This window comes from Actinomyces denticolens (assembly GCF_002072185.1).
GTDB lineage: Bacteria > Actinomycetota > Actinomycetes > Actinomycetales > Actinomycetaceae > Actinomyces > Actinomyces denticolens.
Map to the genome: position 1 here is coordinate 14,590 of NZ_MVIW01000020.1, position 26,815 is coordinate 41,404.

The window sequence follows — 26,815 nt, forward strand, 5'->3', positions numbered from 1 at the left end:
CATGAGTGGGACGACGCATCGCAGCGCGCAGGGCCAGGGCTCGCGGCGCCCCGCCCCCGTCGGGGAGTACGGCGAGATGTCCGACGCCTACGAGCACACTCAGATGGACCGCATCCCCCGGATCGTCGCCGTCCACGCGGGCCTGGGATCGCCGTCGACCTCCGCGATGCTCGCCGAGCGCCTCGTGGAGGCCACCCGCGCGGCCCTCGAATCGCGGGCGCGCCTGGCCACCGCCGAGTTCATCGCGCTGCGGCCACTGGCGGCTGATATCGCCCTGGCCGGGGTCGGGGGCCCGATCGGCGGAGGGCTCCAGTCCGCCATCGACTCGCTCTCCTCGGCCGACGGCGTCGTCGCGGTCAGTCCCGTCTTCCAGGGCTCCTACACGGGCCTGTTCAAGGGCTTCTTCGACGTCATGCCCGACGGCGCCCTGCGCGACGCGCCCATCCTCATGGGCGCCACCGCCGGCACCGCGCGGCACAGCCTCGTCACCGAGATGGCGCTGCGGCCGCTGTTCACCTACCTCAAGGCCCGCCCGACGACGCTCGCAGTCTTCGCCGCCAGCGAGGACTTCGGCGCCGCATGGGCCGAGGGCTCCGACGGCGACGGCCCCCACCGCGAGGCTCCCCTGGCCGATCGGGTCGCCCGGGCGGGCGCGGAGCTCGCGGATCTCATAACACGGCTGAGCCGCCGGGCCCCGGTGGACGCGCTCGCCGACTTCACCCCGATGGCCGACCTCCTGCCGGGGCGGCCGCGCAGTGGGCCGCGCAGTGGGGATGCGGCGGCTGGCATCTCCTGAGCCCTCTTGCGCCCTCGGCCCGGCTTTGCGCCCTCGAACTACGAGAATGAGGGCGCAGGGCCGGGCCGAGACGGTATCCGCGGCTTGAGGGCGCAACGGTGGTCGCGGCTCCCAGGGATGGTGCGAGGCGCCGGCCCGGACTCGCCGCATGTTGGCGGTCGCACTGGGGATGGCCGCCGATCCCTGCTATGCTGCGTGCAGCGGCCGAGCCATAGCGCCTCCCCGTGGCGACGCAGCCAGCCCGCCGCGAGCACTGAACCACCGGACCGAGGGAACACCCTGGCGCCGCGCAGTGCATCACCTCTCCCGTGAATGAAGCCGGGATTTTCCCCATCCGCGCGCAGCCATCGCGCGCGCCACACCATGAGGACACTCGTGACTGAGACTTCCAGCGCCCCCGCCCTGACTGCCATGCGCCTGGCCGAGCTGCAGCAGCTCGCCTCCTCGATGGGCCTCAAGGGCACCTCCCGTATGCGCAAGAGCGAGCTCATCGCCGCGATCCGCGACGCCGGCGCCTCCGCAGTGCAGGGATCGACCGCTCCCAGCGCCGAGGATGGCGCGGCCCCTGCCCCCGAGTCGGCCGGCACCCTTCGACCGGCGAGCGCCCCCGAGTCGGCCGCCGCCTCCGCCGAGGCCCCCGCGCAGGGCCCGACCCGCCCCCGCCGTCGCCGCGCCACGGCTGCCGCCGGCGCCCCGAGCGACGCCCCGGTCTCCCTCGAGCTCGACCTCCCGACCCGCTCGGAGCGCGGCGGGGAGACCCCAGCGCAGGGCTCTGACAGCGGCCTCCGCCCTCGTCGTGAGCGCGCCGACCGCACTGATCGCGGCGAGCGGTCGGATCGTCCTGAGGAGGGCTCGCGCCGCCGCCGTCGCGCCGAGCGCGACCAGCGCCCGGCCGACGCCCCCGATTCCCCCGAGGACCACCTCGATGCCAAGGCCGCCCTCATGCGCGACCTGGCCGATGCCACCGGCACCGCCGCCGTCGAGCCCGCTGAGCGCGGCCGCCGCGACGACCGCCCTGAGCGCGAGGGCCGCGATGGGGAGGACGAGGGCCGTCCCGGGCGCCGTCGTCGGGGCCGCAAGCGCGGCCGCGACCGCTACGAGGACGACGGCGAGGGCCGCGACAGCCGCAACCAGCAGCAGGGCAGGCAGCGCGCCCCCCGCGAGGACGAGGTCCTGCTCCCCGTGGCCGGCATCCTCGACGCCTCCGACCCCAACCACGCCTACCTGCGCACCTCCGGGTACCTGCCCGGCCCGAAGGATGTCTATGTCTCGGCCGCCCAGGTCAAGGAGCACGGCCTGCGCCCGGGCGACGCCGTCTCGGGCTGGGTCCGCGAGGGCGGCGAGTCGGCGCAGTTCGGGGGCGGTCATGGCGGGCGCCAGAATCGACGGCAGAATCGCGCGGGCCGCGTCAAGTACAACCCGCTGGTCTCCGTGGAGACGATCAACGGCATGGATCCCGAGCGATCCAAGCGCCGCCCGGAGTTCGCCAAGCTGACCCCGCTCTACCCGCAGGAGCAGTTGCGCCTGGAGACCACGCCGAAGGCCGTCACGCCGCGTGTGATCGACCTCGTCTCCCCGATCGGCAAGGGCCAGCGCGGGCTCATCGTCTCCCCTCCCAAGGCCGGCAAGACGATCGTCCTCCAGCAGATCGCCAACGCCATCGCGGTGAACAACCCGGAGGCCCATCTCATGGTCGTGCTCGTCGACGAGCGCCCCGAGGAGGTCACCGACATGCAGCGCACGGTCAAGGGCGAGGTCATCGCCTCCACCTTCGACCGTCCCGCCTCGGATCACACGATCGTCGCCGAGTTGGCCATCGAGCGCGCCAAGCGCCTCGTGGAGCTCGGGCAGGACGTCGTCGTGCTCCTGGACTCCATCACCCGCCTGGGGCGCGCCTACAACCTCGCCGCGCCCGTCTCCGGTCGCATCCTGTCCGGTGGTGTCGACGCCGCGGCGCTCTACCCGCCCAAGCGCTTCTTCGGCGCCGCGCGCAATGTGGAGAACGGCGGGAGCCTGACGATCCTGGCCACAGCACTGGTGGAGACCGGTTCGAAGATGGACGAGGTCATCTTCGAGGAGTTCAAGGGCACCGGCAACATGGAGCTCAAGCTCTCCCGCCAGCTCGCCGACAAGCGCATCTTCCCCGCCGTGGATGTCGCCGCCTCGGGCACGCGCCGCGAGGAGTTGCTCATCGACCCCGCCCAGCTGAAGATCATGTGGCGCTTGCGCCGCCTCTTCGCGGGCCTGGAGCAGCAGCAGGCCCTCGAGCTCGTGCTCTCCAAGCTCAAGGACACCCAGTCCAACGCCGAGTTCCTCATGGTCATCTCCAAGACGACGCCGCAGGGCACGTCCCTGGCGGACGCCGACGACGGCGAGTGATGCGCTGACATGACGGGTTGCCCCTGATATCGGGGACCTCCGCAACACAACCGATGGGCCTGTCCGCCTCGGAGAGACGGACAGGCCCATCGCTATGCGTAGGGGGAAGGTGACGCGCACGGCCCAGGGGGCCTCGGGGTCAGTTCCCTCCACGCGGTGACGACGACGCTCGTGAGCGGAAGATGCTCCATGGGGCGACGGTTGACGACGGCAGTTTGATTCCCTCCTGCGCGAGGTGGCGCCGCAGGGCGACCTCGCCGCCGAGGATGACGACGACGCCCGCCACTCTGATGATGATGTTGACAATCCCCGCAGTGCCGAGCTCGGCCAACTCATTCAGGTTCATGAGGAAGGCGATGCAAACGGCTAGCGTGAACGGGAATCGAGCTCGCAGGAACCACCTCAGTAGCATCCGTCGCTCCCGTATTCGACTTCATCCGGGTCCAGCCAATAGTGGATCTTGATGCAATTGCCGTGACCGTAATAGCTGGAAGCCGCAGCGGCCCAGCTTCCCTAGATGAGGGTCCCTGCCGTTGCGAGTGGCCGGCGAGGCATGATCCCTCCTCAGGTGAAGCGGCTCTGCTTATGCCTTTATGTTACGCCTGACCTGCGGGTTTTTCAAGAGGTGTGGAGGGGATGGGGTTCGAGAACGGGGCTCTGCCACGCGATTCCAGGGGAAAGTCTCAGTGGTGTTGTGGTGATAGTGGAGATGTGTTCAGGGGAGCGATGAGATCTTCCCGATGATCGCCCTGACGGCCTGCTGTGCGCTCGGAACCTGGCTCATAGGACGTCTTTTGCGGGCATGCGTTGTCCTGGCCGGGTTTGACGGGCTCGTTGGTGGGGCGCGGTCGGGTCGTGGGAGGCGAGGGCGTTGCCGTGGCGCTGGCGGCTGCGGCGTCCCCGCTCGCCGCTCATCGAGGGCAGCGCCGGGCCCTCCGCAGCAGCGCTGGAACGTCCAGGGCAGCGCCGGGCCGTCCAGGGCAGCGCTCCCCGCGATGCTCTGGACGGCCCACCGACGCCCCAGACGGCCAAGCGCTGCTCTCAACTGCCAACCAGTGCCCAGGATGAATCCCACACGCATATTACGGGGCGGCAGCGCGGTTGCAGCGGTTGCACTGGCGCAGCCTCGGAGCGGTCCCAGGACGCCCCTGGACGGCTCACGAGTGGACCGGACGGTGGCGCCGGGCCGCGGCGAGCGCCGACCCCAGTGCCACCGCAGAGAAAACCCCGGTTCGGCCAACGCGGGACATCCGGGATCGCCTCCCGCCGATAGCTGGGCCGAGAAGCGGGTCCGGCCGCCACCGCAATGAGACTCCGGCTCCCGACCAGCAGAGGGCGTCCTATGGGTCCGGAATCCGGGCGACGGGGCCCGATACGGCGCCGGGTCGAGGGTGAGCGTGGACAACCGTCCGAGAGGAGCGTCCGAGGAGGCGTCGGCTCCGGGTGCCCGGTGTCACTGGCCGTCGCGTTGTGCCGCCGGGGTTCGCGGCGGCATAATCGCCCACGGCCTCCGGTTCACCTCCGCGCCCGCGGGGGACCCGGAACCCTCTGATCGCTGAAGGAGATTCCTATGAAGCAGGGTATCCACCCCGAGTACGTGGCGACCACGGTCACCTGCACCTGCGGCAACACCTTCGAGACCCGCTCCACCGTCACCTCCGGTGAGATCCGCGCCGATGTGTGCTCCGCCTGCCACCCGTTCTACACGGGCAAGCAGAAGATCCTCGACACCGGCGGCCGCGTCGCCCGCTTCGAGGCCCGCTACGGCAAGCGCAAGAAGTAAGCATCCTGACCGGCGCCGGCGCCCGGCTCTCCGAGAGCCCGGCGCCGGCGCCGTCGCATTCCAGCAGCCGCCACCGGACCGGCCCGTCGGCGCGAGCCCCACGAGAGGACCACTATGAGCGAGGACTTCAGCGCCGTCGAGCCGCTGCTCGCCGAGCACGCCCAGCTGGAGGCGGAGATGGCCGGGCCGGCCGCAGCCGATCCCACCGTCATGCGGCGCCTCGGGCGGCGCTACGCCGAGCTCGGGCAGGTCGTCGCAGTGCACCGCGCCTGGGCGAGCGCGCGGGCCGACCTGGACGACGCCGTCGAGCTCGCCGCCGCAGACCCCGACTTCGCCGTCGAGATCGCCGGTGAGCTCCCCGCGCTCGAGGCTGCCGAGGCTGAGGCCGCCGACCGCCTGCGCCAGGTCCTCGTCCCCCGAGACCCCGACGATGCCCGCGACGTCATCATCGAGGTCAAGGCCGGTGAGGGCGGCGAGGAATCCGCTCTCTTCGCCGCCGACCTGGCCCGCATGTACACCCGCTATGCCGAGCGCATGGGCTGGAGCGTCACCATCATGGACGCCACCGACTCGGACCTGGGCGGTTACAAGGATGTGCGCCTGGCCGTCCGGGCGCGCGGCGCCGTCGAGCCCGCCGACGGGGTATGGGCCCGCCTGAAGTACGAGGGCGGCGTGCACCGCGTCCAGCGCGTCCCCGTCACCGAGAGCCAGGGCCGCATTCACACCTCCGCCGCCGGGGTCCTCGTCATGCCCGAGTCCGATGACCCCGGTGAGCTCGAGATCGACCCCGCCGACCTGCGCATCGACGTCTTCCGCTCCTCCGGTCCCGGCGGTCAGTCCGTCAACACCACCGACTCCGCCGTGCGCCTGACCCACCTGCCCACCGGCATCGTCGTGTCCATGCAGAACGAGAAGTCCCAGTTGCAGAACAAGGAGGCGGCGCTGCGGGTCCTGCGCTCGCGACTGCTCGCCGAGCGCGCCGCCGCCGCTGCGGCCGAGGCCGCTGAGGCCCGCCGCTCCCAGGTGCGCACCGTGGACCGCTCCGAGCGCATCCGCACCTACAACTTCCCCGAGAACCGTATCGCCGACCACCGCACCGGCTACAAGGCCTACAACCTGGACGCCGTCCTCGACGGCGACCTGGGACCCGTCATCGATTCGGCCATCGCCCTCGACGAGGCCGAGCGCCTGGCGGCCGTCGGGGATCAGGCGTGACGGTGAGCGCTGAGGGCGAATCCCCGCAGGAGCCGCTGGACCGATTCCAGCTGCGCCGCCTGGTGAGCGAAGCCGGGCGGGCTTTGGGGGAGCGGGGTGTGAGTTCGCCGGAGCATGACGCCCGGGTCCTGGCCGAGCACGTGATGGGAGGGCCTCTCGTGATGTGCGACGGCGCGAGCGCAGAACAGGCGGAGTCCTTCCTGGGCCTGATCGAGCGGCGGGCGGCGCGTGCGCCGCTCCAGCACCTGACGGGGGCCATGTGGTTCCGGGGGCTGGAACTGGCGTGCCGACCGGGCGTGTTCATCGTTCGTCCCGAGACCGAGGTCGTCGCCGGTGCCGCGATCGAGGCCGTCCGCCGGATGGCGGCCGACGGCGTCGCCGCGCCCCTGGTGATGGACCTGTGCACCGGTAGCGGCGCCATCGCCGCCGCCGTCGCTGCTGAGGTGCCGACGGCGCGGCTCATCGCCATTGAGATCGATGAGGCTGCGTTGAGCCTCGCGCGCGAGAACTGCGAGCGCCTGGTCCCGGGGCGAGTGGCCGTCCTGCGCGCTGACGCCACCGATGCCGCCGCCCTGGCCGAGCTCGACGGGACGGTCGACGTCGTCATCTCCAACCCGCCGTACGTGCCCGCCGGCGCGCTGGAGGACGCCGAGACAGAGTTGCACGACCCGGACCTGGCCCTCTTCGGCGGGGGAGCGGACGGCCTGGTGGTGCCGCGCGCCGTTGTCGCCCGTGCCGCCGCGCTCCTGCGCCCGGGCGGCGTGCTCGTCATGGAGCATGACGCCTCCCAGGGGCCAACGCTGCGAGAGGCGGCCGGTGCTGCAGGATTCCGCGAGGCGGTCACCGGTCAGGACCTGACCGGCCGTGACCGCTACCTGCGCGCCCGGCGCTGACCACCGGCCGTGATCCGGGGAAGCCGCTCCACCCGGCGCCCCGCCCTCGAGATGCGATCCGGCCGACCGTCCCTCTGACTGGGCGCGGCTTCCGAGGGGCAGCTCACTGCTGAGGCCCTTCGGGATGCTGGTGATGGGGGCGACGGTCACCTTCGTCATAGCGCCCCGCGCGATCACGGGTGGGAACCAGGACCGGACGCGTCTTATCGAGCTGCGCCAGCACGATCTCCCGCATGGAGTCAGTACTCGACACGAGCGGTCATGACATGAGTTCATCCGGTCGAATCCCACAGTGGGATGCGCTCGCCCGCGCCAGGCCGGTGACGGATGCCGGTAGGTGGGGCGGGACCATGGATGGCGCGAGCGCGCCAGGCTCGCCGCCGCTGGCTACGGGAGAGCCGCCGAGCGCGGGCCCAGCGGATCGGCACGCTCAGCACCCCGCGGGAAGATGTGCAACCGCATGATTCCAAGGCTTCTGCCTCTCGCGGCCGACGCGGTGAGAACCTCCCGTGTGCACAAGCGCCGCTGATGCACATTCGAGGAGTTGCCGGCTCCTCGTCGATTCAGAAAAACGTTGGAATCATGCAGAACTTGACGAGCGCGTCGAGTTCCGAGCGTGCCGAGCCGCGATCCGCGCCGGGCTCGCGCCCACCAGGGGCGCGAAGTCCCGGCACATATGGGCCTGATCGGCATAGCCCGCCTCGGCCGCCGCCCGTGCCAGGTCTGTGCCGGCGGAGATGAGCGCCCGGGCGCGCTCGGCTCGCCGGATACGCAGCAGCGTCGCATAGCCGTAGCCGAAGGCGCTCAGCATCCGACGGCGCAGCGTCCTGTCGGAGCAGCCCAGGTGATGCGCCGCCTCCGAGGCCCGCAGCCCCGCGTCCGCTGACCTCGATACCAGGAGGGGCCACGGCTCAGGGGCGTCCAATGCCGGTCGTAGGGGAGCGAGCTCCGCGTGAGGTGCCGCCGACTCCCACGCCCTCAGCATGAGATCGCGCAGGTTCGGAGGCCCACTGACGACCGAGTCCAGGCTGATGGACTGGTCGCGCAACTCGGGTAGGCAGTCCGGCAGGAGCCGCAGGGCCGTGCCAGCGGACAGCCTCAGGCCGAGCATCCCCTGATCGCCGGTCGCCGAGGACCGCAACCAGCGGGTCTGCGGACCGCATATCCATACGTCCCCGCTGTCGGCGATGAGGTCGACACAGCCATCGGCGGGGATCTTCGCGGGGGCTCCGTTCCGGGAACGCCACACGACTGCCCCGGGTCCCAGGGGAGTCTCGGTGAGCACGCCACCATCGTGGCACGGGCCGGTCCGCGTATGCGGGGCGCCGGGCGCGGACCTGTCCGTTTCATCCAAGACCGCCGTGGCTCCATGCGTTTACCGTGGTTTCGTTGAATGGCAGCCGCTCAGAGGAGGAACCGGCATGGCAGCCAGGCAGGAACGAGGCGCAGGCGGGGCTGCGCGTGCCGATGGCCGCGTCCTGCCCGACGCCGCGGCCAAGGCCGCGGCTAAAGCGGCCGATGAAGCCCTGGTCGAGGAGCTCCTCGAGGCCCTCGAGCCCTTGGATGCCCGGGCCCGCGCCATGTTCGGCGCATGGATGGTCTACATCAATGACAAGCCCCTGGGGATCGTCGGGGACGGCGGCATCTACATCAAACGGTCGGGCGCTGACGGCCGCTTCGACGGAATCGCTCGCCTGGCACCGCCGTATCCAGGGGCCAAGGACCATTGGCTGCTGGATCCGGGGCTCCTGCGCGAGCGCCCCGACAACACGCGCGACCTCCTCGCCGCCGTCGCCGCTGCCCTTCCCCCGCGCCCCGGGCGCAAGCGACCGTAGCCCCTGGCCCGACGCGGCGGGCGGGATGGAGCGCTGCCAGGTTCCGTCGGATCTGAGACACTTGCGCCATGGCTCCCACAGATGAGGCCGAGGAAGCGATGCGGGCCCTCGTTCGCGACCTCCGCGAGGCCCTGGCCGCCGCGGGGGACCCGGCCCGCGCCGAGCAGCAGCGCGCATACCTCAAGTCCGAGATGGAGATGCACGGCGTCGGCGTGCCCGACACCCGCCGCATCGCTCAGGGGATCGCTGCCGCTCATGCGGATCTCTGGCGCGACGCCGCCATCTGGGAGGCCGCGCTGCGCCGCCTGTGGGACGGCGCCACCCGCCGCGAGGAGCGCTACGCCGCCCTGGCGATCATCCGCTCCAAGCACTCCGCCGCGCACGCCGCCCGCATGGAGTCCCTCGTGCTGTACGAGCATCTCCTGCGCACCGGGCAGTGGTGGGACCTGGTCGATGAGACCTCCCACGCCGTGGGCCTCGTGGTGCGCGCCCACCCCGGGGCGGCCACTCGCATGCGCGCCTGGGCGGTGGACGCGGACATGTGGGTGCGCCGCAGCGCGATCATCTGCCAGCTCCAGCACAAGGCGGGCACCGACCTCCGCCTCCTGACCAGCGTCATCGAGTCGAATATCGACGACGGCGAGTTCTTCATCCGCAAGGCCATCGGCTGGGCCCTGCGCGACTACGCCCGCACCGACGGCGACTGGGTGCGCGCCTTCGTCGACGCTCACCCCGGCCTGTCCCCGCTCAGCCGCCGCGAGGCCCTCAAGCGCCTGTGACCCGGGCCCGCCGTCGTGCGCCCGCCGTGCGCGGCGGGGTGAGAACGGGGTCTTGATCATCAAGCACGTAAACGTTTACGCTCTTGTGTGCAGGCACCTGCACCGCTCATCCGGAATTCAAGGAGGAATCATGAGCGACCGGCTCTCGATCGGCATCATCGGCACCGGGGTCATGGGCTCCGACCACGCCCACAACCTGGCCAGGGGCGTGCGCGGCGCGCGCCTGGCCGCCATCGCCGACGCGGACGAGTCCCGCGCCCGCGCCCTGGCGGACAGCCTCGGCGGGGCCCAGCCCGACGGCGGCCCCCGCGTCTTCACCGACGGGCGCGAGATGATCGCCTCCGGCGCCGTCGACGCCGTCATCATCGCCGCCCCCGACCCCTTCCACGCCCCTCTCGCCCTGGCCTGCCTCGAGGCGGGCCTGCCCGTCCTGTGCGAGAAGCCGCTGGCGCCCACCGCCGCCGAGGCCGCCGAGGTCGTGCGCGCCCACGACGCCCTGGCGCGCCCGCTCATGACGGTCGGCTTCATGCGCCGATTCGACCCCGGCTACCTCGCTCTGCGCGACCGCCTGGCCTCCGGGGCCGACGGCGCCCTGCTCATGACCCACTCCGTGCACCGCAACGTCGAGGCCTACCCCGGCCAGGACTCCTCGGCCACCGTCACCAACTCGGCCGTCCACGAGATCGATATCCTCCCCTGGCTCTCCGGGCACGAGGTCGTCGAGGTCCAGTGGGCGGCCGGCCGGGCCTCCTCGCTCATCTCCGAGCGCCACGACCCCCAGCTCCTCCTCCTGCGCGACGCCGCGGGTGTCCTGCACACCGTGGAGCTCCAGGTCCACGCCCAGTACGGCTACGACGTGCGCTGCGAGCTCGTGTGCGAGCGGGCCTCCGTCGAGCTCCCTCCCGTGCCCGCCCTCGTGGAGGCCGACGAGGTCATCGTCTCCTCCGGCCTGGCCCGCAGCTCCGCCTACCCGGCGGACTGGCGGCCCCGCTTCGCCGCCGCCTACCGCGCCGAGCTCGCCGCATGGGTGGGCGCCAGCCTGGAGGGCCGTCTGCCCGACGGCGGCGCCACCGCGCGCGACGCCCTGCGCACCACCGTGGTGGCCGAGGCCATCGTGCGCTCCATGGAGCAGGACGGCGCCCGCATCACCGTTCCCTCCATCGACGACGCGCTCAATGGGAGGGCCTGACATGGAACTGGGAATCGTCACCGACTCTCTGGCTCACCTCCCCTTCGAGGAGATGCTGGACACCGTCGCCGGATTGGGCATCACCAGCGTCGAGTTCCCCACCGGCGGATGGTCCTCCGCCCCGCACATCGACCTGGCCGCGATCCTGTCAGACGCCGCCGCGCGCGACCGCTTCACCGGAGCCATCGCCGATCGCGGACTGCGCATCAGCGCCCTCAACATCAACGGCAACCAGCTCCACCCCGTCATCGGCCGCCAGATCGACGAGCTCGTCCACCGCACCGTCGACGCCGCGCAGCTGCTGGGCGTGCCCACCGTCGTGCTCATGTCGGGCCTGCCCGGCGGGGCCGCCGGGGACGTCACCCCCAACTGGGTCACCACCTCCTGGCCGCCGGAGACCCAGGCCATCCTGGACTACCAGTGGAACGAGGTCGCCATCCCCTACTGGCGGGACCTGGCCGCCTACGGGGAGGCGCGCGGGGTCCGATTCGCCGTCGAGATGCACGGCTCCCAGCTGGTCTACAACACCGCGACCCTCCTGCGACTGCGCGAGGCGGCGGGCGAGGCCGTGGGGGCGAACCTCGACCCCTCCCACCCCATGTGGATGGGGGCCGATCCCTGCGCCATGACGGGCGCCCTGGCCGGCGCCATCCACCATGTCCACGCCAAGGACGCCCGCATCAACGAGCGGATCACGGCGGTCAACGGCCTGCTGGACACCCAGGGCGTCGAGCGCGCCGCCGATCGCGCCTGGAACTACGTCACCCTCGGCCTGGGCCGTCCCGGCGGCCGCCAGTTCTGGGGCCGCCTCCTTTCCGATCTGCGCGCCGCCGGCTACGACGGCGTGCTGTCCATCGAGCACGAGGACGTCCTGCTCGACGCCGTCGAGGGCGTGGCCGCCACGGTCGCCCTGCTCCGCGAGGTCATGCCGGTGGCCCCGGCGAGCTGGAAGCCCCAGGACATCTGAGGGCCCGCCCCAGCGGCCCGGGAGCACAGCCGGGCCGCTGGGCGCGGGACGGGGCGCGAACCGGGACCGGACCCGGCGCCCAGGTCCTATGAGCTCGGCCGTCCGCCCATCGTCGAGGAGCGCGCGATGAGCTCCACCGGCAGCACGACGTCCCCGGGCTCCTCGCCCTCGAGGAGCCCGGGGACCGCCGCGACGGCCCGCCGGCCCAGCTCACGGGCCGGCTGGGCGACCGAGGTCAGCGCCGGGGTCACCAGGGACGCCCAGGGGATGTCGTCGAATCCGCAGACCGCCACGTCCTCCGGCACGCGCAGGCCCCGGCGCGCCAGCGCGCGCAGGAGGTGGACGGCGAGGAGGTCGTCGCCGGCGAAGAAGCAGTCGATGGCCGGATCGGCGTCGAGCATCCCCAGGGCCTGATCGACGGCGTCGCCGGTGCGCCGGTGCGCCGTCCCGATCGCGGGCACGCTCAGCCCCAGCTCGGCGGCGCGCTGGACGAAGGACTCGATCCGGGATACCGAGGTGGGCATGCCCTCGGGGGCGCCCAGCACGGCCGCCCGCTTGCGCCCGATCGCGGCGAAGTGCTCGGCCACCAGCCGCCCGCCGGCCCTGTTGTCGACGCTCACGCTCATCACCGACCGCCCCGCCACGGGCTCATCGATGAGGACGAGCGGGGGATGGGGGCCACCGTCCTCATCGAGCGCGGCCAGGGCGTCGGGGGTGAAGGGCGCCAGCAGAACCGCCGCGCAGTCCGAGGCCAGCGCGTCGGCCAGGTAGCGGCGCTCCCGGTCGGCGTCGAGCTGGGCGTTGCGCAGCCAGAGGCTGAAGCCGATCCGGGCGGCCATCTCCTCGGCCCCCACGAGGATCTCGGTGTAGAAGGGGTTGGTGACATCCGGCGTGATGAGGGCGAGAGCGGAGGAATGGCCGTCGCGCAGGGCCGCCGCCGAGAGATTGCGCCGGTAGCCGAGCTCCTCGACGGCGGCCAGCACCCGCTGCCGCGTGGGCTCGGCGACGGCGCGCTTGCCCGACAGGACGTAGCTGACGGTCGCCACGGACACACCCGCCGCCCGCGCGACGTCCTTCAGACCCGCGCGCCCCCGCGCTCTGGCGCCCTGTGACCTCATGGCCCGAAACCTACCGCGAAGCACCCCCTGCGTCCCGGCAGCGCGGCGCAACCGGGGCGCTTCGGGCGCCGGTGGGCCTGTGGGGGATTCTGACGGCGACTCCGGCTGGTCGCCGACGCCCGCGCGCCCTCCCGGGTGACGGAATGGCATCAATGATGCCCGCAGGCCCGCGAGAGGCTCGGCGGGGGCCCGGACGACCGTAGGATGCCGCCACCCTTATTCCCTGAATCGAAGGATCCCAGAATGAGCAAGCTTCCCCGTCTTGCCGCCGGTGGCGCCGCCGCCGTCCTCTCCCTCGGCCTCATGGCCGCCCCGAACGCCGCTGCTGAAGGCGCCGGCGGCGCCAGTGATGCCACCAACACCTCGAATGGCGCGTCCTCCACGATCAACGACCCGAGCATCGCTGACGATCCCGGCAAGCAGGGCGCCGACGACCCGAAGAATGCGACCCCGACCATCACCGCCTCCGCCCCCTCCGTCGAGGTCGGCAAGGCGATCACCATCACGGTGGCGGGCCTGCCCCCCGCCGCCGCGTCCGAGGTCATCGCGAACCCCGGCGGCATTGCCCTCGGCACAGTGACCCCCGACTCCAAGGGCGCCGGCACTGTTGACTGGACGGTCGGCAAGGAGGTGAAGCCCGGCGACTACACGATCTCCTTGAAGGACAATCCGAAGGCCGGCGCGAGGATCATCGTCACCGCCCCGAAGACGGGCGCCGACGCCGCCAACCCCGGCTCCTCCTCCAAGGACGCCGTCCCCGGCGGCGCCCCGTCCGCGGCGCCCTCCACCTCGGCGACGCCGAGCGCCTCCTCCGCCCCCAGCGCGACCCCTGCGGCCACCGCCACCCAGGCGGCACCGTCCACCGCAGCCGTGTCCTCGGCCCCGGCGGCCTCGGCCGCCGCCACCCCGAGCGCCACCGCCGACACCGCTCCGAGCATCACCGCCGGCGCCGGTGCCCCGGCCGACTCCGCCGCCTCCCAGTCCGCCTCCCTGGCCCGCACGGGCGCCTCCACGGTCCTCGGCGTCCTCGCCGTCGGCCTCGTGACGGCCGGCATCGTCCTGCGGGCCGCCTCCCGCCGCGCCTGAGCGCGGCGACCCGGTTGTAACCATCGCCGCTCATCCCTGATCAGCCGCTACTGGCGGGGGCGGGGCCATCATGGCCCCGCCCCCGGCTGCCTCGCCGCCGTCGACGGCGGAGCGCCGAGCACCACCATGGCCCTGCGAGGCCGACCGCGGCGGGCGTGCCCGATTCATGCCAGTGCCCTGGCCTAGGCTTGTGCCCACGATGAGCAACGCGACGAACACCCTCTTCTCCGGCCTTGCCATGCCCGGCGCCACGGCGGGCCCCGGGCATGGCCCCCGCCCCCCGGCCGAGGCCGCCCTGCCCTCCCTCGCCCCCAGCGCCTCGGGCTGGGACGGCTGGGAGGACGATGACTCCTGGGCCGGCGTCGAGCCCCCCGACGACGCCGCGCCGGACCCCGAGGAGACCATCCCGCCGGAGGACGCCGACGCCGTCGCCCCCACCTGGGAGGAGCGCCAGGCCGAGGTCGCCGATCTCGTCGCCCGCGCCCAGGCGGGCGCCGCCCGTGCCCGCGCAGCCGCCGAGGGAGCCCCCACCGCCGCCCCCCACGGCCGGGGCACCCGGGCCTGGGACTCCCCCCTGGCCGTCGGGAGCCCGGACGGGCTCGTCGCGGGTCTCAACCCCGCCCAGGCGGCCGCCGTCACCCATGCCGGCGCCCCCCTGCTCATCATCGCCGGCGCCGGGAGCGGCAAGACCCGCGTCCTGACCCACCGCATCGCCCACCTGCTGGCCACCGGCCGTGCCCGCCCCGGCGAGATCCTCGCGATCACCTTCACCAATAAGGCCGCCGCGGAGATGCGCGAGCGGGTCACCGCGCTCGTCGGGCCCGCCGGGGGGCGCATGTGGGTCTCCACCTTCCACTCCGCCTGCGTGCGCATCCTGCGCCGCGAGCACGAGGCCGCCGGCCTGCGCTCCACCTTCTCCATCTACGACGCCGCCGACTCCACGCGGCTGGTCACCCTCATCGTGCGCGAGCTGGGCATCGACCCCAAGCGCTTCACTCCCAAGGCCTTCGCCCACCGCATCTCCGACCTCAAGAACGAGCTCGTCACCCCCGCCGAGTACGCGGAGAAGGCGGTGACCGCCAATCCCTTCGAGCGCTACCTCGCCGAGGTCTACACCGCCTACGCCTCGCGCCTGGCCTCCGCCAACGCCCTTGACTTCGACGACCTCATCATGCGCACGGTCCAGTTGCTCCAGGCCAAGCCCGCGGTGGCGGAGATGTACCGGCGCCGTTTCCGCCACATCCTCGTCGACGAGTACCAGGACACCAATCACGCCCAGTACGTTCTCGTGCGCGAGCTCGTCGGCGGCCCCGGCACCTCCGGGGAGGGCTCGGCGCTCCCGCCGGCCGAGCTGACCGTGGTGGGGGACTCCGACCAGTCCATCTACGCCTTCCGCGGCGCCACCATCCGCAACATCGAGGAGTTCGAGCAGGACTACCCGTCCGCCCGCACCATCCTGCTGGAGCAGAACTACCGCTCCACCCAGAACATCCTCGACGCCGCCAACGCCGTCATCTCGCGCAACACCGGGCGCCGCCCCAAGAAGCTCTTCACCGACTCCGGGCCCGGCGCCCCCATCACCGGCTACGTGGCCGACTCCGAGCACGACGAGGCCCGCTGGATCTCCTCCGAGATCGACCGCCTCGCCGACGAGCACGGGGTGAGGCCCCGGGACATCGCGGTCTTCTACCGCACCAACGCCCAGTCCCGCGCCCTGGAGGAGGTCTTCATCCGAGCCGGCCAGCCCTACAAGGTCATCGGCGGCACCCGCTTCTACGAGCGGCGCGAGATCAAGGACGCCATCGCCTACCTGCGCGCCGTGGACAACCCGGATGACGACGTCTCCCTGCGCCGCATCCTCAACGTCCCCAAGCGCGGGCTGGGGGAGAAGGCCGAGGCCGCCCTCGCCGAGCACGGCGCCCGCCACCGCGTGTCCTTCTCCGACGCCATCGCCGATGCCGCCGGGGCGCCCCGCCCGGGCCCGACCGAGGCCGAGGCGCAGGGAGCCCCGGAGGTCGAGGGCCTGGCCACCCGCGCCCGGGCCCAGGTCACCCGCTTCCATGAGCTCCTCGAGGGCCTGCGTCACCAGCAGGCCTCGGGCGACGGCGTCGCCGACATCCTCGACTCCGCCCTCGACGCCTCCGGTTACCTCGCCGAGCTGCGCGCCTCCGACGATCCCCAGGATGCCACCCGCGTGGAGAACCTTGCCGAGCTCCACTCCGTGGCCGCCGACTTCCAGGCCGCCAACCCCGAGGGGAGCCTCGCCGACTTCCTGGAGCGCGTGAGCCTCGTCGCCGACTCCGATCAGCTCCCCTCCGCCGAGGGCACCGCCAGTGAGGAGGCCGCGGCGCAGGCCCATGAGGCGGCCGAGCAGGGCCAGATCACCCTCATGACCGTCCACACCGCCAAGGGCCTGGAGTTCCCGGTCGTCTTCATCACCGGCATGGAGGACGGCACCTTCCCGCACTCCCGGGCCCTGGCCGAGGACTCCGAGCTCTCCGAGGAGCGGCGCCTGGCCTACGTGGCACTCACCCGCGCGCGCGAGCGGCTCTACGTCACCCGCGCCGCCGTGCGCTCCGCCTGGGGGCAGGCCACCGCCATGCCCGCCTCCCGCTTCCTCGACGACATCCCGCCCGAGACCATGGACTGGAAGCGCCTGGCCTCCTCCATGGACGCCCTGAGCGGGGGCGGCACCGGCTGGGGGAGGAGGGCCGGCGGGACCGGCCAGGGGGGCTCGCGCGGCTCCTGGCACTCCGACGACGACGATTTCGCGCCCCCGATCGGCGCCCGCCCCGCGCGCACCGGCAGGATCGGGCGCGTGGAGACCGCCAAGGACCGGGCCGCCAAGCGCGCCGCCGCGAAGAAGGGATCCGCCCCGGTCCGCCTGGATGGCAGCGAGAGGTCCTCGGGCAACGGCGGGGAGGAGGAGCTCCCCGCGGCCGTCCAGGGCCTGCGCGTGGGGGACGGCGTGCGCCACGACTCCTACGGCGTCGGCACCGTGATCGCCCTGGAGGGCACGGGCCGCTCGAAGGTCGCCCGCGTCGAGTTCACCATTGACGGTGCCCGCGCCGTCAAGCGCCTCATGCTGCGCCTGGCGCCCCTGGCCAAGGCCTGATCGGATCCCTCCCGCCTCCGGCGGCTCCTCCTCGGCGCCTACCGAGCGAACGACATCCGCTGGGATGCCGGGACACTCGGCGCCCTGGGGACAGGGATCCTGGCGGGAGTGGGCGAGGAGATCCTCATGCGCGGCACGCTTCAGCGGATCCTCACGGGCTTCGTCGGACCCCTGTGGGCACTGGGGATCATCTCCGCCCTCTTCGGCGCCGGCCATGTCCTCAACGCCGGCGCCACCACTCTCGGCGTCGTCGCCATCGCCCTGGAGGCAGGGGCGCTCCTGGGCGCCGCCTATCTGCTGACGGGGCGCCTGTGGCTGCCGATGGGCATCCATATCGCCTGGAACGCCGTCCAGGGCGGGGTGTTCGGCTCCACCATCTCCGGCATCGACGGCACCCGGGGCCTCGCCCGGGCCTCCTGGTCCGGTCCTCAGTTCCTGACCGGCGGGACGATGGGGATGGAGGGATCGGTCGTGACCGTCATCGTCGGGCTGCTCGCGGGGATCGCGCTGCTGTTCATGGCTCACCGCCGGGGCCGCCTGCTCCGCGCTGAATGACGGTGCTCAACCTCCTGGGAAGACAGGGAACCGCGCCGCGCGCTTGAGGGCGCGCGGCGCGGTCGAGGACGAGCGCCTGAGCGGCGCGGCGCGCGGTTCAGGCGCGGCGGATGTCGGGCTCGAGGAAGATCGTGGCGCTCAGGCCCGGTAGCGCCTCGCGCACCCGCGCCTCGGCGGCGTCGATCGACTCGGCGATCGCCTCGCCCGTGGCCCCGGCGGGCACGGCCACCTTGGCCGCCACGAGGAGGGTCTCGGGCCCGGTGTGGATGGTGCGCAGGTAGACCACGGAGTCCAGGGCCCCGCCCGGGATCGCCGCGAGGATGGCATCACGGTGCTCGGGGGCCGCCGACTCCCCCAGGAGCAGGGAGGACATCTCGAAGGCCAGGAACAGGGCGATGATGACGAGCAGCAGGCCGATGGACGCCGATCCGATGGCGTCCCACCGCCCGTCCCCGGTCAGCAGCGTCATCGACACGCCTCCCAGGGCGAAGACGAGGCCGACCAGGGCGCCGATGTCCTCCAGGAGGACCAGGGGGATCTCCGGGGAGCGGGAATCGCGGATGTAGCCGAGCAGGCTGCGCCTCCCGCGGGCGGCGTGAGCCTCGTGCAGTGCGGTGCGCAGGCTGAAGCTCTCCATGCCGATCGACACCACGAGGACGGCCACCGGCACCCAGTGCCAGGAGTCGATGGCGTGCGGATGGCTGAACTTCTCCCAGGCCTCGTACAGGGCGAACAGGCCGCCCAGGGTGAACAGGACGATTGAGACGATGAACGCCGCGAGGTAGCGGGAGCGCCCGTAGCCGAACTGGTGCTGCTCATCCGCCTGCCGCTTGGCCCGCTTGCCGCCGAGCAGGAGGATCGCCTGATTGCCGGAGTCCGCCAGGGAGTGGACCGACTCGGCGAGCATCGACGATGAGCCGGTGAGCAGCCAGGCGACGGCCTTGGTGACGGCGATGCCGACGTTGGCGGCCAGCGCCGCGATGATCGCCTTGCCGCCAGAATGGTCGTGGGCCATGGGTCCTCCTTGGATCGAATGGGCACGCCGCCGAGCGCGCATCACGGCGAGGCTACCGCGAGCGGGGGCCGGCACTGCCGCCATCTCACGTGAGAGGGGCCGCCATCAGCGCGAACATCGGATGTCTGTTGAGTTGAAGATCACAGAAGGGTTGCTCGCAAGGTGACCGAAGTCGCTAGTCGACCGATCTACTGTTACCTAGGTCATAGTCGTCGATGCCTGTGGCCGATGCGCGGGCGCCCGCAGCCCGCCATCGATGAGGTTCAAGGAGGAGGCTCATATGACGAGCTCGCTACCCCGCCGCCGATTCATCCAGGGCTCCGCCCTGGCGGCGGCCGGCGCCGCCGTCGCGGCCTGCAGCGGAGGAGCAGGCGCCAGCACTGAGATCACCGGAACCGGGCCGATCACCTGGGTCCAGGGCAAGGACAACTCCGGTGGGATGGTCAAGAAGCGGATCGATCAGTGGAACGCTGAGAATCCGGGCGAGGAGGTCACCCTCATCGAGCTCTCCTCCGAGGCTGACCAGCAGCGCCAATCCATGATCAACAACGCCCAGACGAAGTCCGACGCCTACGACGTCATCTCCGTGGACCTCGTGTGGATCGCCGAGTTCGCCGCCCACCGCTGGATCATCGAGCTGCCCCAGGAGCAGCTCAGCAGCCCGGATGTCATCGAATCGGTGTGGGACACCGGCATCTACCGCGACAGGCTCTTCGCGATGCCCTTCGCCACCGACTCCTCGATGATGTACTACCGCAAGGATTTCCTCGCCGAGGCGGGGATCAAGGAGCCGCCCAAGGACTGGGAGGGGATCAAGAAGGCGATCGACGCCGTGCGCGCGCTGCCCGGGCACTCCTCCATCGGGGGCTTCGGCGGCCAGTACGCCAAGTACGAGGGCCTGACCTGCTGCTCATCGGAGTTCATCAACACCGCCGGGGGCTCCTTCTACGACGAGCAGGGGGAGGTCACGATCAACTCCCCCGAGGCCGTCACCGGGCTCCAGAACCTCATGGACGCCTTCACCGGCGGCTACATCCCCAAGGAGTCCCTGGAGTGGAAGGAGGAGGACGGCCGCAACGCCTTCGAGTCCGGAAACCTCCTCTTCTACCGGCAATGGGCCTACCAGTACAAGAACGACATGGAGTCCCTGGGCGAGGACAAGTTCGCCGTCGCGCCCCTGCCGATGATCGATGGCAAGAAGTTCGTACCCACGCTGGGCGGTCACAACTGCGCGATCTCCGCCTACTCGAAGAACAAGGCCACCGCGCTGAGGTTCATCCAGTGGTTCACCTCCCTGGACTCCGAGCGCTACGCGCTGGAGACCCAGACGCTGGCCCCGATCGTCGGCTCCCTCTACGAGGATCCCGCGCAGCTGGAGACCTTCCCCTTCCTGCCCACGCTCAGGGAGTCCCTCGACTCCGCCAGGAGCCGTCCCAAGGCCGTCTACTACGGCGATGTCACCGCCGCGATCCAGGACGCCTTCTACCCGGCGATCACGGGCGCGACCACCGCGCAGGCCGCGATCTCCGGTCTGGAGGCGACGCTCAAGAGCCTGTCCTGAGCGCCCGGCGGCGATCCACTAGTCGTACCAAGTCCTCAGAAGGAAACGAGAAGAGCCTATGAGCACGGATATGCAGGCGGCGCTCAAGCACCGCTCCCAGGCGAGCCGGGCGCAATCGCGCCTCGCCTGGCTCCTCATCACACCGACGATCCTCATCCTGGGCGTCGTCATCGTCATCCCCGTCATCCAATCCCTGTACCAGTCCTTCTTCGCCCCGCCCGAGCTGAACAAGTCGACGGGTTTCTTCGACGAGGCCGAGCGCTTCGTCGGGCTCGAGAACTACACCAGGATCTTCTCCGGCTCCGGGGACCGGTTCTGGAACGCGGTCTACAACACCACCCTGTTCGGAGTGGTCACCGTCGTCCTGGAGACCCTTCTGGGCATCGCTATGGCGATCATCATGCACAGGGCCATGAGGGGGCGCGGCATCGTGCGCGCCTCGATCCTCGTGCCCTGGGCCATCCCGACCGCAGTGTCCTCCATCCTGTGGGCCTGGATCTTCAACCAGAACGGCGTCGCCAACGCCATCCTCGGCCATCACATCATGTGGGCATCCGGCGACCTGACGGCGAAGATGGCCATCATCATCACCGACGTGTGGAAGACCGCCCCCTACATCGGGCTGCTCACGCTCGCCGGCCTCCAGGTCATCCCCGACGAGGTCTACGAGGCCGCCAAGATCGACGGTGCCACCGCCTGGCAGCGCTTCACCCGCATCACACTGCCTCTGGTCAAGCCCGCCCTGGCCGTGGCCGTCCTCTTCCGCGCGCTGGACGCCCTGCGCATGTTCGACCTGCCCTACATCCTCATCGGGCCCCGAAAGGCGAGCGTGGAGACCATCTCCATGCTCGTCCAGGACGAGGCCTCCAACCTGCGCTACGGCTCGGGTGCGGTCTATGCGCTCATCCTCTTCCTCTACGTCTTCGCCTTCGCCCTGGCCTTCACCAAGATCACCCACGCCGACCTGGGCACGGGACCCGAGAAGAAGCGCAGGAGGAAGAGGAGCGATGGGAGGCTGCCGGCCTCCGCCTTCCTGCCCAAGCGCACCACATCGGCCCCGGCCGTCGCAGAGAGGAGCGATTCATGAGCGCCACCGCATCGACCACGCCCGCGATCGAGCGGCCGAGCAGGAAGCACTCCTGGGGCGAGATCGCCTCGACATTCGGCATCGTCCTCATCGTCATCTATTGCCTGGCGCCCTTCTACTGGATGCTCGTCTCCTCCCTGCGCCCGGACACCGAGATCTTCGACAACTCCTGGTGGCCCGCGCACCCCTCCCTGGAGAACTACAAATCGGTCTTCTCCTCGGGGAACTACTTCGGGCAGGGCCTGCTCAACTCGCTCATCGTGTCCGTCGTCGTCACGATCGTCGCGCTGGCCGTGGCCACGTTCACCTCCTACGCCCTGGCCCGACTGGACTTCCGGGGCAAGGGGATCCTCCTCATCATCGTGCTGGCGACCTCCATGTTCCCCCTCGTGGCGATCATGGTGCCGCTGCTGAAGAACTTCACCGACTGGGGCTGGATCAACACCTACCAGGCGATGATCGTCCCCGACCTGTCCTTCTCGCTGCCCCTGGCGGTGTGGAACCTGACGAGCTTCTTCCGCCAGATGCCCCAGGAGCTCGAGCAGTCCGCCATGGTGGACGGCTGCACCCCCGGCCAGGCCTTCCGCAGGGTCATCCTGCCGATCGCCGCCCCCGGCATCTTCACCACCGCGATCATCATCTTCATCGGCGCCTGGAACGAGTTCCTCGTGGCCGTCACGATGATCAACAAGCCGACCATGCAGCCGGCCACGGTGCTGCTGTCCAAGTTCACCGGCGACTCGCAGTTCAACACTCCCTTCGGCTCCCAGATGGCCGCCGGCGTCATCATGACGATCCCGCTGATCATCATGGTGCTGCTCTTCCAGCGCCGGATCGTCGCAGGCCTGGCCGCAGGCGGTCTCAAGCAGTGAACGCCTGAAGCGCCCCGTCGGCTCGGACCGCGCCCGGCCCGCCGCCCCGCTGGGGGAGGCGGGCCGGGCGGCCTTCCCGGGCGGCCGCTCGCCGTGGGCCCGGGCGGGAGCCGACAGCGCCGCCTCGCGGCGCCGCGGGGGCCCTCAGCGGCGCGGAGCGAAGGTGGAATCGTCCAGGCGGCGGATGACGCGCGCGGGATTGCCCACCGCCAGCGAGTAGGGCGGCAGGTCCCTGGTGACGACGGCGCCCGCCCCCACCACGCAGCCCTCGCCGATCGTTACGCCCGGGCAGACGATGACGCCGCCGCCCAGCCACACGTTGTCCCCGATGGTGATCGGGTCGGCAGCCTCCAGGCCCGCCCGGCGGGCCGTCGGCTCCAGGGGGTGGACCGGGGTGAGCAGCTGGACGCCCGGCCCGATCTGGCAGTGCGCGCCGATGCGGATCTCGGCGACGTCGAGGGCCACGAGCCCGTAGTTCGCGAAGGTGCCCTCGCCGACCGTGATCCGGTCGCCGTAGTCCACGCGCACCGGCGGAAGCAGTTTGCAGCCGGGGCCCAGGCCCGGGATCGCGGCGCGCAGGTGCTCCTCGGCCCCCGGCTCGCCGAGGTTGAAGGTCTCCTCGTAGAGGTGGAGGGCGCGGCGCGCGGCCGCGGAGATGCGGGAGTTCTCCGGATCATCGGCCACGTACCAGTCCCCGGCGATCATGCGCTCGCGGTTGGAGCGGTCGTCCCCGACGAGGAAGGGGGCGGCCTCGGGGAAGCGCGCGGAAGTCCCGGCGTGGTCGGGTCCGCCGCTCGGCGTGGTGCTCTGGGTGTCCGGCATGGGGCCGAGCCTAGCGAGCGGCGGCCCGATCCCGCCTGGGACCGGGCCGCCGTGCCTGGGGCGGGAGGGCGCTACTGCTGCCAGGTGAGCACCACCCTGCGGTTGGCGGCCTTGCCCTCCTCGGAGGCGGAGCCGTCCTCCTTGGTCTCCGAGGCGGCCGGCTCCGTCTCGCCCTTGCCGGACGCCGTCACCTTGAGTCCCGGGGACTTCGAGGTGAGGTAGTCGGCCACCGCCTGGGCGCGCTGCTCGGACAGCGTCTGGTTGTGCGCGTCGTCGGCCACGGAGTCCGTGTGCCCCACCACGGTCACCTCGGCCGGCGCCGTGCCCGCCCAGCCGGTGACGATCGAGTCGAGGACCTGGGCGGCACGCGGCGTGAGCGTCGCGGAGTCGACGTCGAAGGTGACGTCGTTGGACAGCGTCGCCGTGGTCGTATTGCCGACCGTGCTCGTGCTCACCGCCCCATCGGCGCTGGCCACCGGGGCGATGATGTCCAGCACCGGCGGGGCGAAGTCGAGCACCGGGGCGGCGATGTTCGTGACGGTCGAGGCGGTCTCCGGGGGCGCCGCCTGGGTGAGCGAGGGCAGGGTCGAGGCCTTGGGCGAGTACTTCGAGGAATCGTCGTCGCTCGGGGTGGGTGTGGCCGCGCTCGCGGCGCCCCCGAGGGCCAGCGCCCCCGCGAGGGCGACGGCGCAGGCCGCCGCGCGCAGTGATGCCCGATGGGCCGGGGCGGGGGCGCTCATCGTGTCACCGTCGCGTTGCTGAAGGTCCCGGCTCCCGGGATCGAGACATCCACCGTGGTCACACCGTCGGGCAGGGCGGCGAAGGAGGTCTGGAAGACCATCGTCCTGCCCTCCCCGACGAATGCCGAGCTGAGATTCCCCGAGCACAGGCAGCCCCCGGCGGTGTCATAGGCGGCGCGGTACACCTTCTGATTCGCGGTGTCGGTGATGTAGACGCCGTCGGTGTTATGGCTCTCTCCCGAGTCCTCGGACTTGTGGCCGGTGGAATCGATGGGGTACTTGCTCTCGCCGTCGGAGAAGAAATCAGAGGCCTGCCAGCGATTGCTCCCACCAGTGCCGTTGTTCGTCGCGGAGAAGAGCACGGTGGTGACGGAGCCGCTGACGGTCACGGCATTGAGGGTGACGGTCAGCGGGGTGCCGCTGTCCGTGGTGGTGCGCGAGTCGATGGAGGGCAGCTCGGTGGAGACATCGATGGGCTTGTCCGCGCCGACGTTCGCCGCGGTCAGATCGAGAACCTGGGCGACTGCCGGGTCCACGGGCTGAGCCTGAGCGGTATCGGAGACGGCGTCGTCCTTGCCGCCGATATCGCAGGCCCCCAGGCCGGTCGCGCTGAGCGCCGTGATGAGGGCGACCCCCATGAGGGCGCGGCGGTGCCGCCTGGGGGCGGGACGGGATACGGCGGCCGGGTCGCTGCCGGGCGCGGGCTGGTCGATGCGGTTCATGATTCCTCCTCTAGTGTGCGGCGCGCAGTGATTCTCAGTGAATCGTGCTCTCGTTCTGTCTTCGCTGCTGCGCTGATGCCTTGAGATTAGGAGAATGGCGCGGAATCGGATATGGGAAGGATGCTCCGATTCCACGGGCAGTCCCCAACTCCACGGGGACTGCCCATCCGCTCCCCGTGGAGCCGCCCGGTGGCCCCGTGATCGACGGCGCTCCGCGCGGGCCCGGTGCTCACGCGCTCCCGCGCCTCGAAACGCTGCGCCTCCGCGCTGATCGCGGCAGAATCGCCTCCATGAGCTTCCCTCCGATCGTCACCTCGCCCCGGCATGTCGGCCTGGACGCCGACTGGTGGCGCCACGCCGTCGTCTACCAGATCTACCCCCGCTCCTTCCAGGACACCAACGGCGACGGCGTCGGGGACATCCCCGGCATCACCGAGCGCCTGGACTACCTCGACGCCCTGGGCGTCGATGTCGTCTGGCTCAGCCCCGTCTACCGCTCCCCGCAGGACGACAACGGCTACGACATCTCCGACTACCACGACATCGACCCGGTCTTCGGCGCGCTGGCCGATCTCGACGCGCTCATCGCCGGCCTGCACGCCCGCGGGATGAGGCTCGTCATGGACCTCGTCGTCAACCACACGAGCGACGAGCACCCCTGGTTCGCCGAGTCGCGCGCCTCCAGGGACTCGGCCAAGCGCGACTGGTACATCTGGCGGCCCGCCCGCCGGGTGCCGGGCCTGGAGCCCGGGCGGCCCGGCACCGAGCCCACCAACTGGGGCTCCTTCTTCTCCGGGCCCGCCTGGGAGTGGGACGAGGAGTCCGGTGAGTTCTACCTGCACCTCTTCTCCCGCAAGCAGCCGGACCTCAACTGGGAGAACCCGGAGGTGCGCCGCGCCGTGCACGAGATGATGACCTGGTGGCTGGACCGCGGCGTCGACGGCTTCCGCATGGACGTCATCAACCTCATCTCCAAGACCTACCCGCTGGCCGATGGGGACCAGGGGCCGGGAGACCTGTTCGGGGACGGGTTCCACGCCGTCGCCAACGGGCCGAGGATCCATGAGTTCCTCGCCGAGATGAACCGGGAGGTCCTCGCCCCGCGCCCCGGTCACATCATCACCGTGGGGGAGACCCCCGGGGTTCGCCTGTCCGACGGGCCGCTGTACACGGGCTCCGATAGGGGCGAGCTGGACATGGTGTTCCAGTTCGAGCACGTGGGGCTCGCCGATGGGCCCGGCGGGAAGTTCGACGCCGTCCCCGTGGACCATGTGGCGCTCAAGGCCAACCTCGCCTCCTGGCAGGCCGCCTTGGCCCCCGAGGAGGACGAGGACGGGGCGCTGACGGAGCGCGGCTGGAACTCGAACTACTGGGACAACCACGACCAGCCCCGCGCCGTCTCCCGCTTCGGGGACAACCACCACCGCCTGCGGGCGATGAGCGCCAAGACCCTGGCCTCCATCCTGCACATGCACCGCGGTACGCCCTACATCTACCAGGGCGAGGAGCTGGGCATGACGAACACCGTCTTCCCGGACATCTCCTCCTTCCGCGACCTGGAGTCCCTCAACCACTACCGGGAGCGCGTCGCCGCCGGGGACGACCCCGGCGCCGTCGTCAACAGCCTGCGCACGAACTCCCGCGACAACGCCCGCACGCCCGTGCAATGGGAGCCGCGCCCGGGCGCGGGCTTCACCACCGGGGAGCCGTGGATCCCCATCGCCCCCAACGTCGACGAGGTCAACGCCGCCGGCCAGGTGGGGGTCCCGGGCAGCGTCTTCGAGCACCACCGCGCACTCATCTCCCTGCGGCACGCGGAGCCCGCGATGGCACTGGGGACCTTCCGGCTCCTCGACGCCGCCAGCCCCGACACCTGGGTCATCCTGCGCTCCTGGAAGGGGACCGACGGCGCCGTGCGCCGGCTCCTCCTCCTGGCCGCCTACGGCCGCACGCCCCTGGACCTGACCGAGGGCGGCGCCCTGCGGGCGAGGCTCGCGGCGGAGGGCCTTGACCTGGGGGAGTGGGCCGACGCCGAGCGCGTGCTCCTCGCCTCCCTGCCCGCGGATCAGGCGGGAGTCCTCGGCCGAGGAGTCCCCGACCGCCTGGATGCCTGGGACTCCCTCATCCTGCGCCGCACCGGTCGCTGAAGAGGATCCGCCCCGCGTAGCGAGGGCTCGGCCCGCAGATACCGTCTCACCCCGGCGTTGCGCCCTCGAACTACGAGGATGAGGGCGCAACGCCGGGGTGAGACGGTATCTGGGCCAGTGATTCCGCGGGGAACGGCCC

23 protein-coding genes are annotated in these 26,815 nt (G+C 71.4%); 16 read left to right on the forward strand and 7 right to left on the reverse strand.

Annotation, left to right across the window (positions count from 1 at the left end; genetic code table 11):
* Window position 1 precedes the first annotated feature (1 nt).
* Window positions 2–796 carry a CE1759 family FMN reductase gene (locus B1H55_RS07125; RefSeq protein ID WP_073451149.1) on the forward strand — a complete coding sequence of 265 codons (795 nt, stop codon included), beginning with the start codon at window positions 2–4 and terminating at the stop codon, window positions 794–796.
* 411 nt (window positions 797–1,207) lie between these two features.
* Entirely contained in the window at window positions 1,208–3,175 is a 1,968-nt protein-coding gene (gene rho, locus B1H55_RS07130) for a transcription termination factor Rho (RefSeq protein ID WP_420866435.1), read from the forward strand.
* A gap of 139 nt (window positions 3,176–3,314) precedes the next feature.
* Here the strand turns inward: rho and B1H55_RS07135 are convergent, their stop codons facing one another.
* Window positions 3,315–3,521 carry a hypothetical protein gene (locus B1H55_RS07135; protein WP_143163801.1) on the reverse strand — a complete coding sequence of 69 codons (207 nt, stop codon included), beginning with the start codon at window positions 3,519–3,521 and terminating at the stop codon, window positions 3,315–3,317.
* A 1,224-nt stretch (window positions 3,522–4,745) separates the two neighbouring features.
* Here B1H55_RS07135 and rpmE point away from each other — a divergent pair.
* From rpmE to prmC, 3 genes are all read left to right on the forward strand, one after another.
* Window positions 4,746–4,958, forward strand: coding sequence for a 50S ribosomal protein L31 (rpmE, locus tag B1H55_RS07140; protein ID WP_073451152.1), 213 nt, complete (start codon window positions 4,746–4,748; stop codon window positions 4,956–4,958).
* Between the two features lie 114 nt (window positions 4,959–5,072).
* Window positions 5,073–6,173 carry a peptide chain release factor 1 gene (prfA, locus tag B1H55_RS07145; protein WP_073451153.1) on the forward strand — a complete coding sequence of 367 codons (1,101 nt, stop codon included), beginning with the start codon at window positions 5,073–5,075 and terminating at the stop codon, window positions 6,171–6,173.
* Between the two features lie 35 nt (window positions 6,174–6,208).
* On the forward strand, window positions 6,209–7,066 hold the full coding sequence (gene prmC / locus B1H55_RS07150) for a peptide chain release factor N(5)-glutamine methyltransferase (protein ID WP_077240154.1): 858 nt from the start codon (window positions 6,209–6,211) through the stop codon (window positions 7,064–7,066).
* A 580-nt stretch (window positions 7,067–7,646) separates the two neighbouring features.
* On the opposite strand, the gene B1H55_RS07155 is transcribed toward prmC, so the two are convergent.
* Window positions 7,647–8,351 carry a helix-turn-helix domain-containing protein gene (locus tag B1H55_RS07155; RefSeq protein ID WP_073451155.1) on the reverse strand — a complete coding sequence of 235 codons (705 nt, stop codon included), beginning with the start codon at window positions 8,349–8,351 and terminating at the stop codon, window positions 7,647–7,649.
* Between the two features lie 136 nt (window positions 8,352–8,487).
* Here B1H55_RS07155 and B1H55_RS07160 point away from each other — a divergent pair, with 136 nt between their 5' ends.
* From B1H55_RS07160 to B1H55_RS07175, 4 genes are all read left to right on the forward strand, one after another.
* On the forward strand, window positions 8,488–8,901 hold the full coding sequence (locus B1H55_RS07160) for a hypothetical protein (RefSeq protein ID WP_073451156.1): 414 nt from the start codon (window positions 8,488–8,490) through the stop codon (window positions 8,899–8,901).
* A 68-nt stretch (window positions 8,902–8,969) separates the two neighbouring features.
* A complete protein-coding gene (locus tag B1H55_RS07165; protein WP_080461657.1) occupies window positions 8,970–9,680 on the forward strand; it encodes a DNA alkylation repair protein in 711 nt (236 codons plus the stop codon).
* A 130-nt stretch (window positions 9,681–9,810) separates the two neighbouring features.
* Window positions 9,811–10,869 carry a Gfo/Idh/MocA family protein gene (locus tag B1H55_RS07170; RefSeq protein ID WP_077239893.1) on the forward strand — a complete coding sequence of 353 codons (1,059 nt, stop codon included), beginning with the start codon at window positions 9,811–9,813 and terminating at the stop codon, window positions 10,867–10,869.
* 1 nt (window position 10,870) lies between these two features.
* Entirely contained in the window at window positions 10,871–11,836 is a 966-nt protein-coding gene (locus B1H55_RS07175) for a sugar phosphate isomerase/epimerase family protein (RefSeq protein ID WP_073451159.1), read from the forward strand.
* A gap of 86 nt (window positions 11,837–11,922) precedes the next feature.
* Here B1H55_RS07175 and B1H55_RS07180 read toward each other — a convergent pair whose 3' ends face one another.
* Entirely contained in the window at window positions 11,923–12,954 is a 1,032-nt protein-coding gene (locus B1H55_RS07180) for a LacI family DNA-binding transcriptional regulator (RefSeq protein ID WP_073451160.1), read from the reverse strand.
* A gap of 243 nt (window positions 12,955–13,197) precedes the next feature.
* Here B1H55_RS07180 and B1H55_RS07185 point away from each other — a divergent pair, with 243 nt between their 5' ends.
* The 3 genes from B1H55_RS07185 to B1H55_RS07195 all read left to right on the forward strand — a co-directional run bounded on the left by B1H55_RS07185 (window position 13,198) and on the right by B1H55_RS07195 (window position 17,710).
* Window positions 13,198–14,040, forward strand: a complete 843-nt coding sequence (locus tag B1H55_RS07185; protein ID WP_077239895.1) for a hypothetical protein — start codon at window positions 13,198–13,200, stop codon at window positions 14,038–14,040.
* A 199-nt stretch (window positions 14,041–14,239) separates the two neighbouring features.
* Window positions 14,240–17,155 (forward strand): UvrD-helicase domain-containing protein, encoded by a 2,916-nt coding sequence (locus B1H55_RS07190; protein ID WP_231952595.1) that lies wholly within the window; start codon window positions 14,240–14,242, stop codon window positions 17,153–17,155.
* Between the two features lie 84 nt (window positions 17,156–17,239).
* Window positions 17,240–17,710, forward strand: a complete 471-nt coding sequence (locus tag B1H55_RS07195) for a CPBP family intramembrane glutamic endopeptidase (protein WP_338071676.1) — start codon at window positions 17,240–17,242, stop codon at window positions 17,708–17,710.
* 97 nt (window positions 17,711–17,807) lie between these two features.
* Here B1H55_RS07195 and B1H55_RS07200 read toward each other — a convergent pair whose 3' ends face one another.
* On the reverse strand, window positions 17,808–18,725 hold the full coding sequence (locus B1H55_RS07200; RefSeq protein WP_073451163.1) for a cation diffusion facilitator family transporter: 918 nt from the start codon (window positions 18,723–18,725) through the stop codon (window positions 17,808–17,810).
* Window positions 18,726–19,005: 280 nt separating this feature from the next.
* Here B1H55_RS07200 and B1H55_RS07205 point away from each other — a divergent pair, with 280 nt between their 5' ends.
* The 3 genes from B1H55_RS07205 to B1H55_RS07215 are packed head-to-tail and all read left to right on the forward strand — an operon-like array spanning window position 19,006 to window position 22,245.
* Window positions 19,006–20,286, forward strand: coding sequence for an ABC transporter substrate-binding protein (locus B1H55_RS07205; RefSeq protein ID WP_073451164.1), 1,281 nt, complete (start codon window positions 19,006–19,008; stop codon window positions 20,284–20,286).
* Window positions 20,287–20,344: 58 nt separating this feature from the next.
* Window positions 20,345–21,373, forward strand: coding sequence for a carbohydrate ABC transporter permease (locus tag B1H55_RS07210; protein ID WP_077239896.1), 1,029 nt, complete (start codon window positions 20,345–20,347; stop codon window positions 21,371–21,373).
* Window positions 21,370–22,245 (forward strand): carbohydrate ABC transporter permease, encoded by an 876-nt coding sequence (locus B1H55_RS07215; protein ID WP_073451166.1) that lies wholly within the window; start codon window positions 21,370–21,372, stop codon window positions 22,243–22,245. Before B1H55_RS07210 ends, B1H55_RS07215 begins: the two co-directional genes overlap by 4 nt.
* A gap of 144 nt (window positions 22,246–22,389) precedes the next feature.
* Here the strand turns inward: B1H55_RS07215 and B1H55_RS07220 are convergent, their stop codons facing one another.
* From B1H55_RS07220 to B1H55_RS07230, 3 genes are all read right to left on the reverse strand, one after another.
* Window positions 22,390–23,067 (reverse strand): sugar O-acetyltransferase, encoded by a 678-nt coding sequence (locus B1H55_RS07220; RefSeq protein ID WP_077239897.1) that lies wholly within the window; start codon window positions 23,065–23,067, stop codon window positions 22,390–22,392.
* Between the two features lie 71 nt (window positions 23,068–23,138).
* On the reverse strand, window positions 23,139–23,807 hold the full coding sequence (locus B1H55_RS12830; RefSeq protein WP_077239898.1) for an OmpA family protein: 669 nt from the start codon (window positions 23,805–23,807) through the stop codon (window positions 23,139–23,141).
* Window positions 23,804–24,529 carry a hypothetical protein gene (locus tag B1H55_RS07230; protein ID WP_077239899.1) on the reverse strand — a complete coding sequence of 242 codons (726 nt, stop codon included), beginning with the start codon at window positions 24,527–24,529 and terminating at the stop codon, window positions 23,804–23,806. The genes B1H55_RS12830 and B1H55_RS07230 overlap by 4 nt, the downstream gene beginning before the upstream one ends.
* A 290-nt stretch (window positions 24,530–24,819) precedes the next feature.
* On the opposite strand from B1H55_RS07230, the gene B1H55_RS07235 reads away from it, so the two are divergent.
* Window positions 24,820–26,676 carry a glycoside hydrolase family 13 protein gene (locus tag B1H55_RS07235; RefSeq protein ID WP_077240155.1) on the forward strand — a complete coding sequence of 619 codons (1,857 nt, stop codon included), beginning with the start codon at window positions 24,820–24,822 and terminating at the stop codon, window positions 26,674–26,676.
* The last annotated feature ends 139 nt before the right edge of the window (window positions 26,677–26,815 follow it).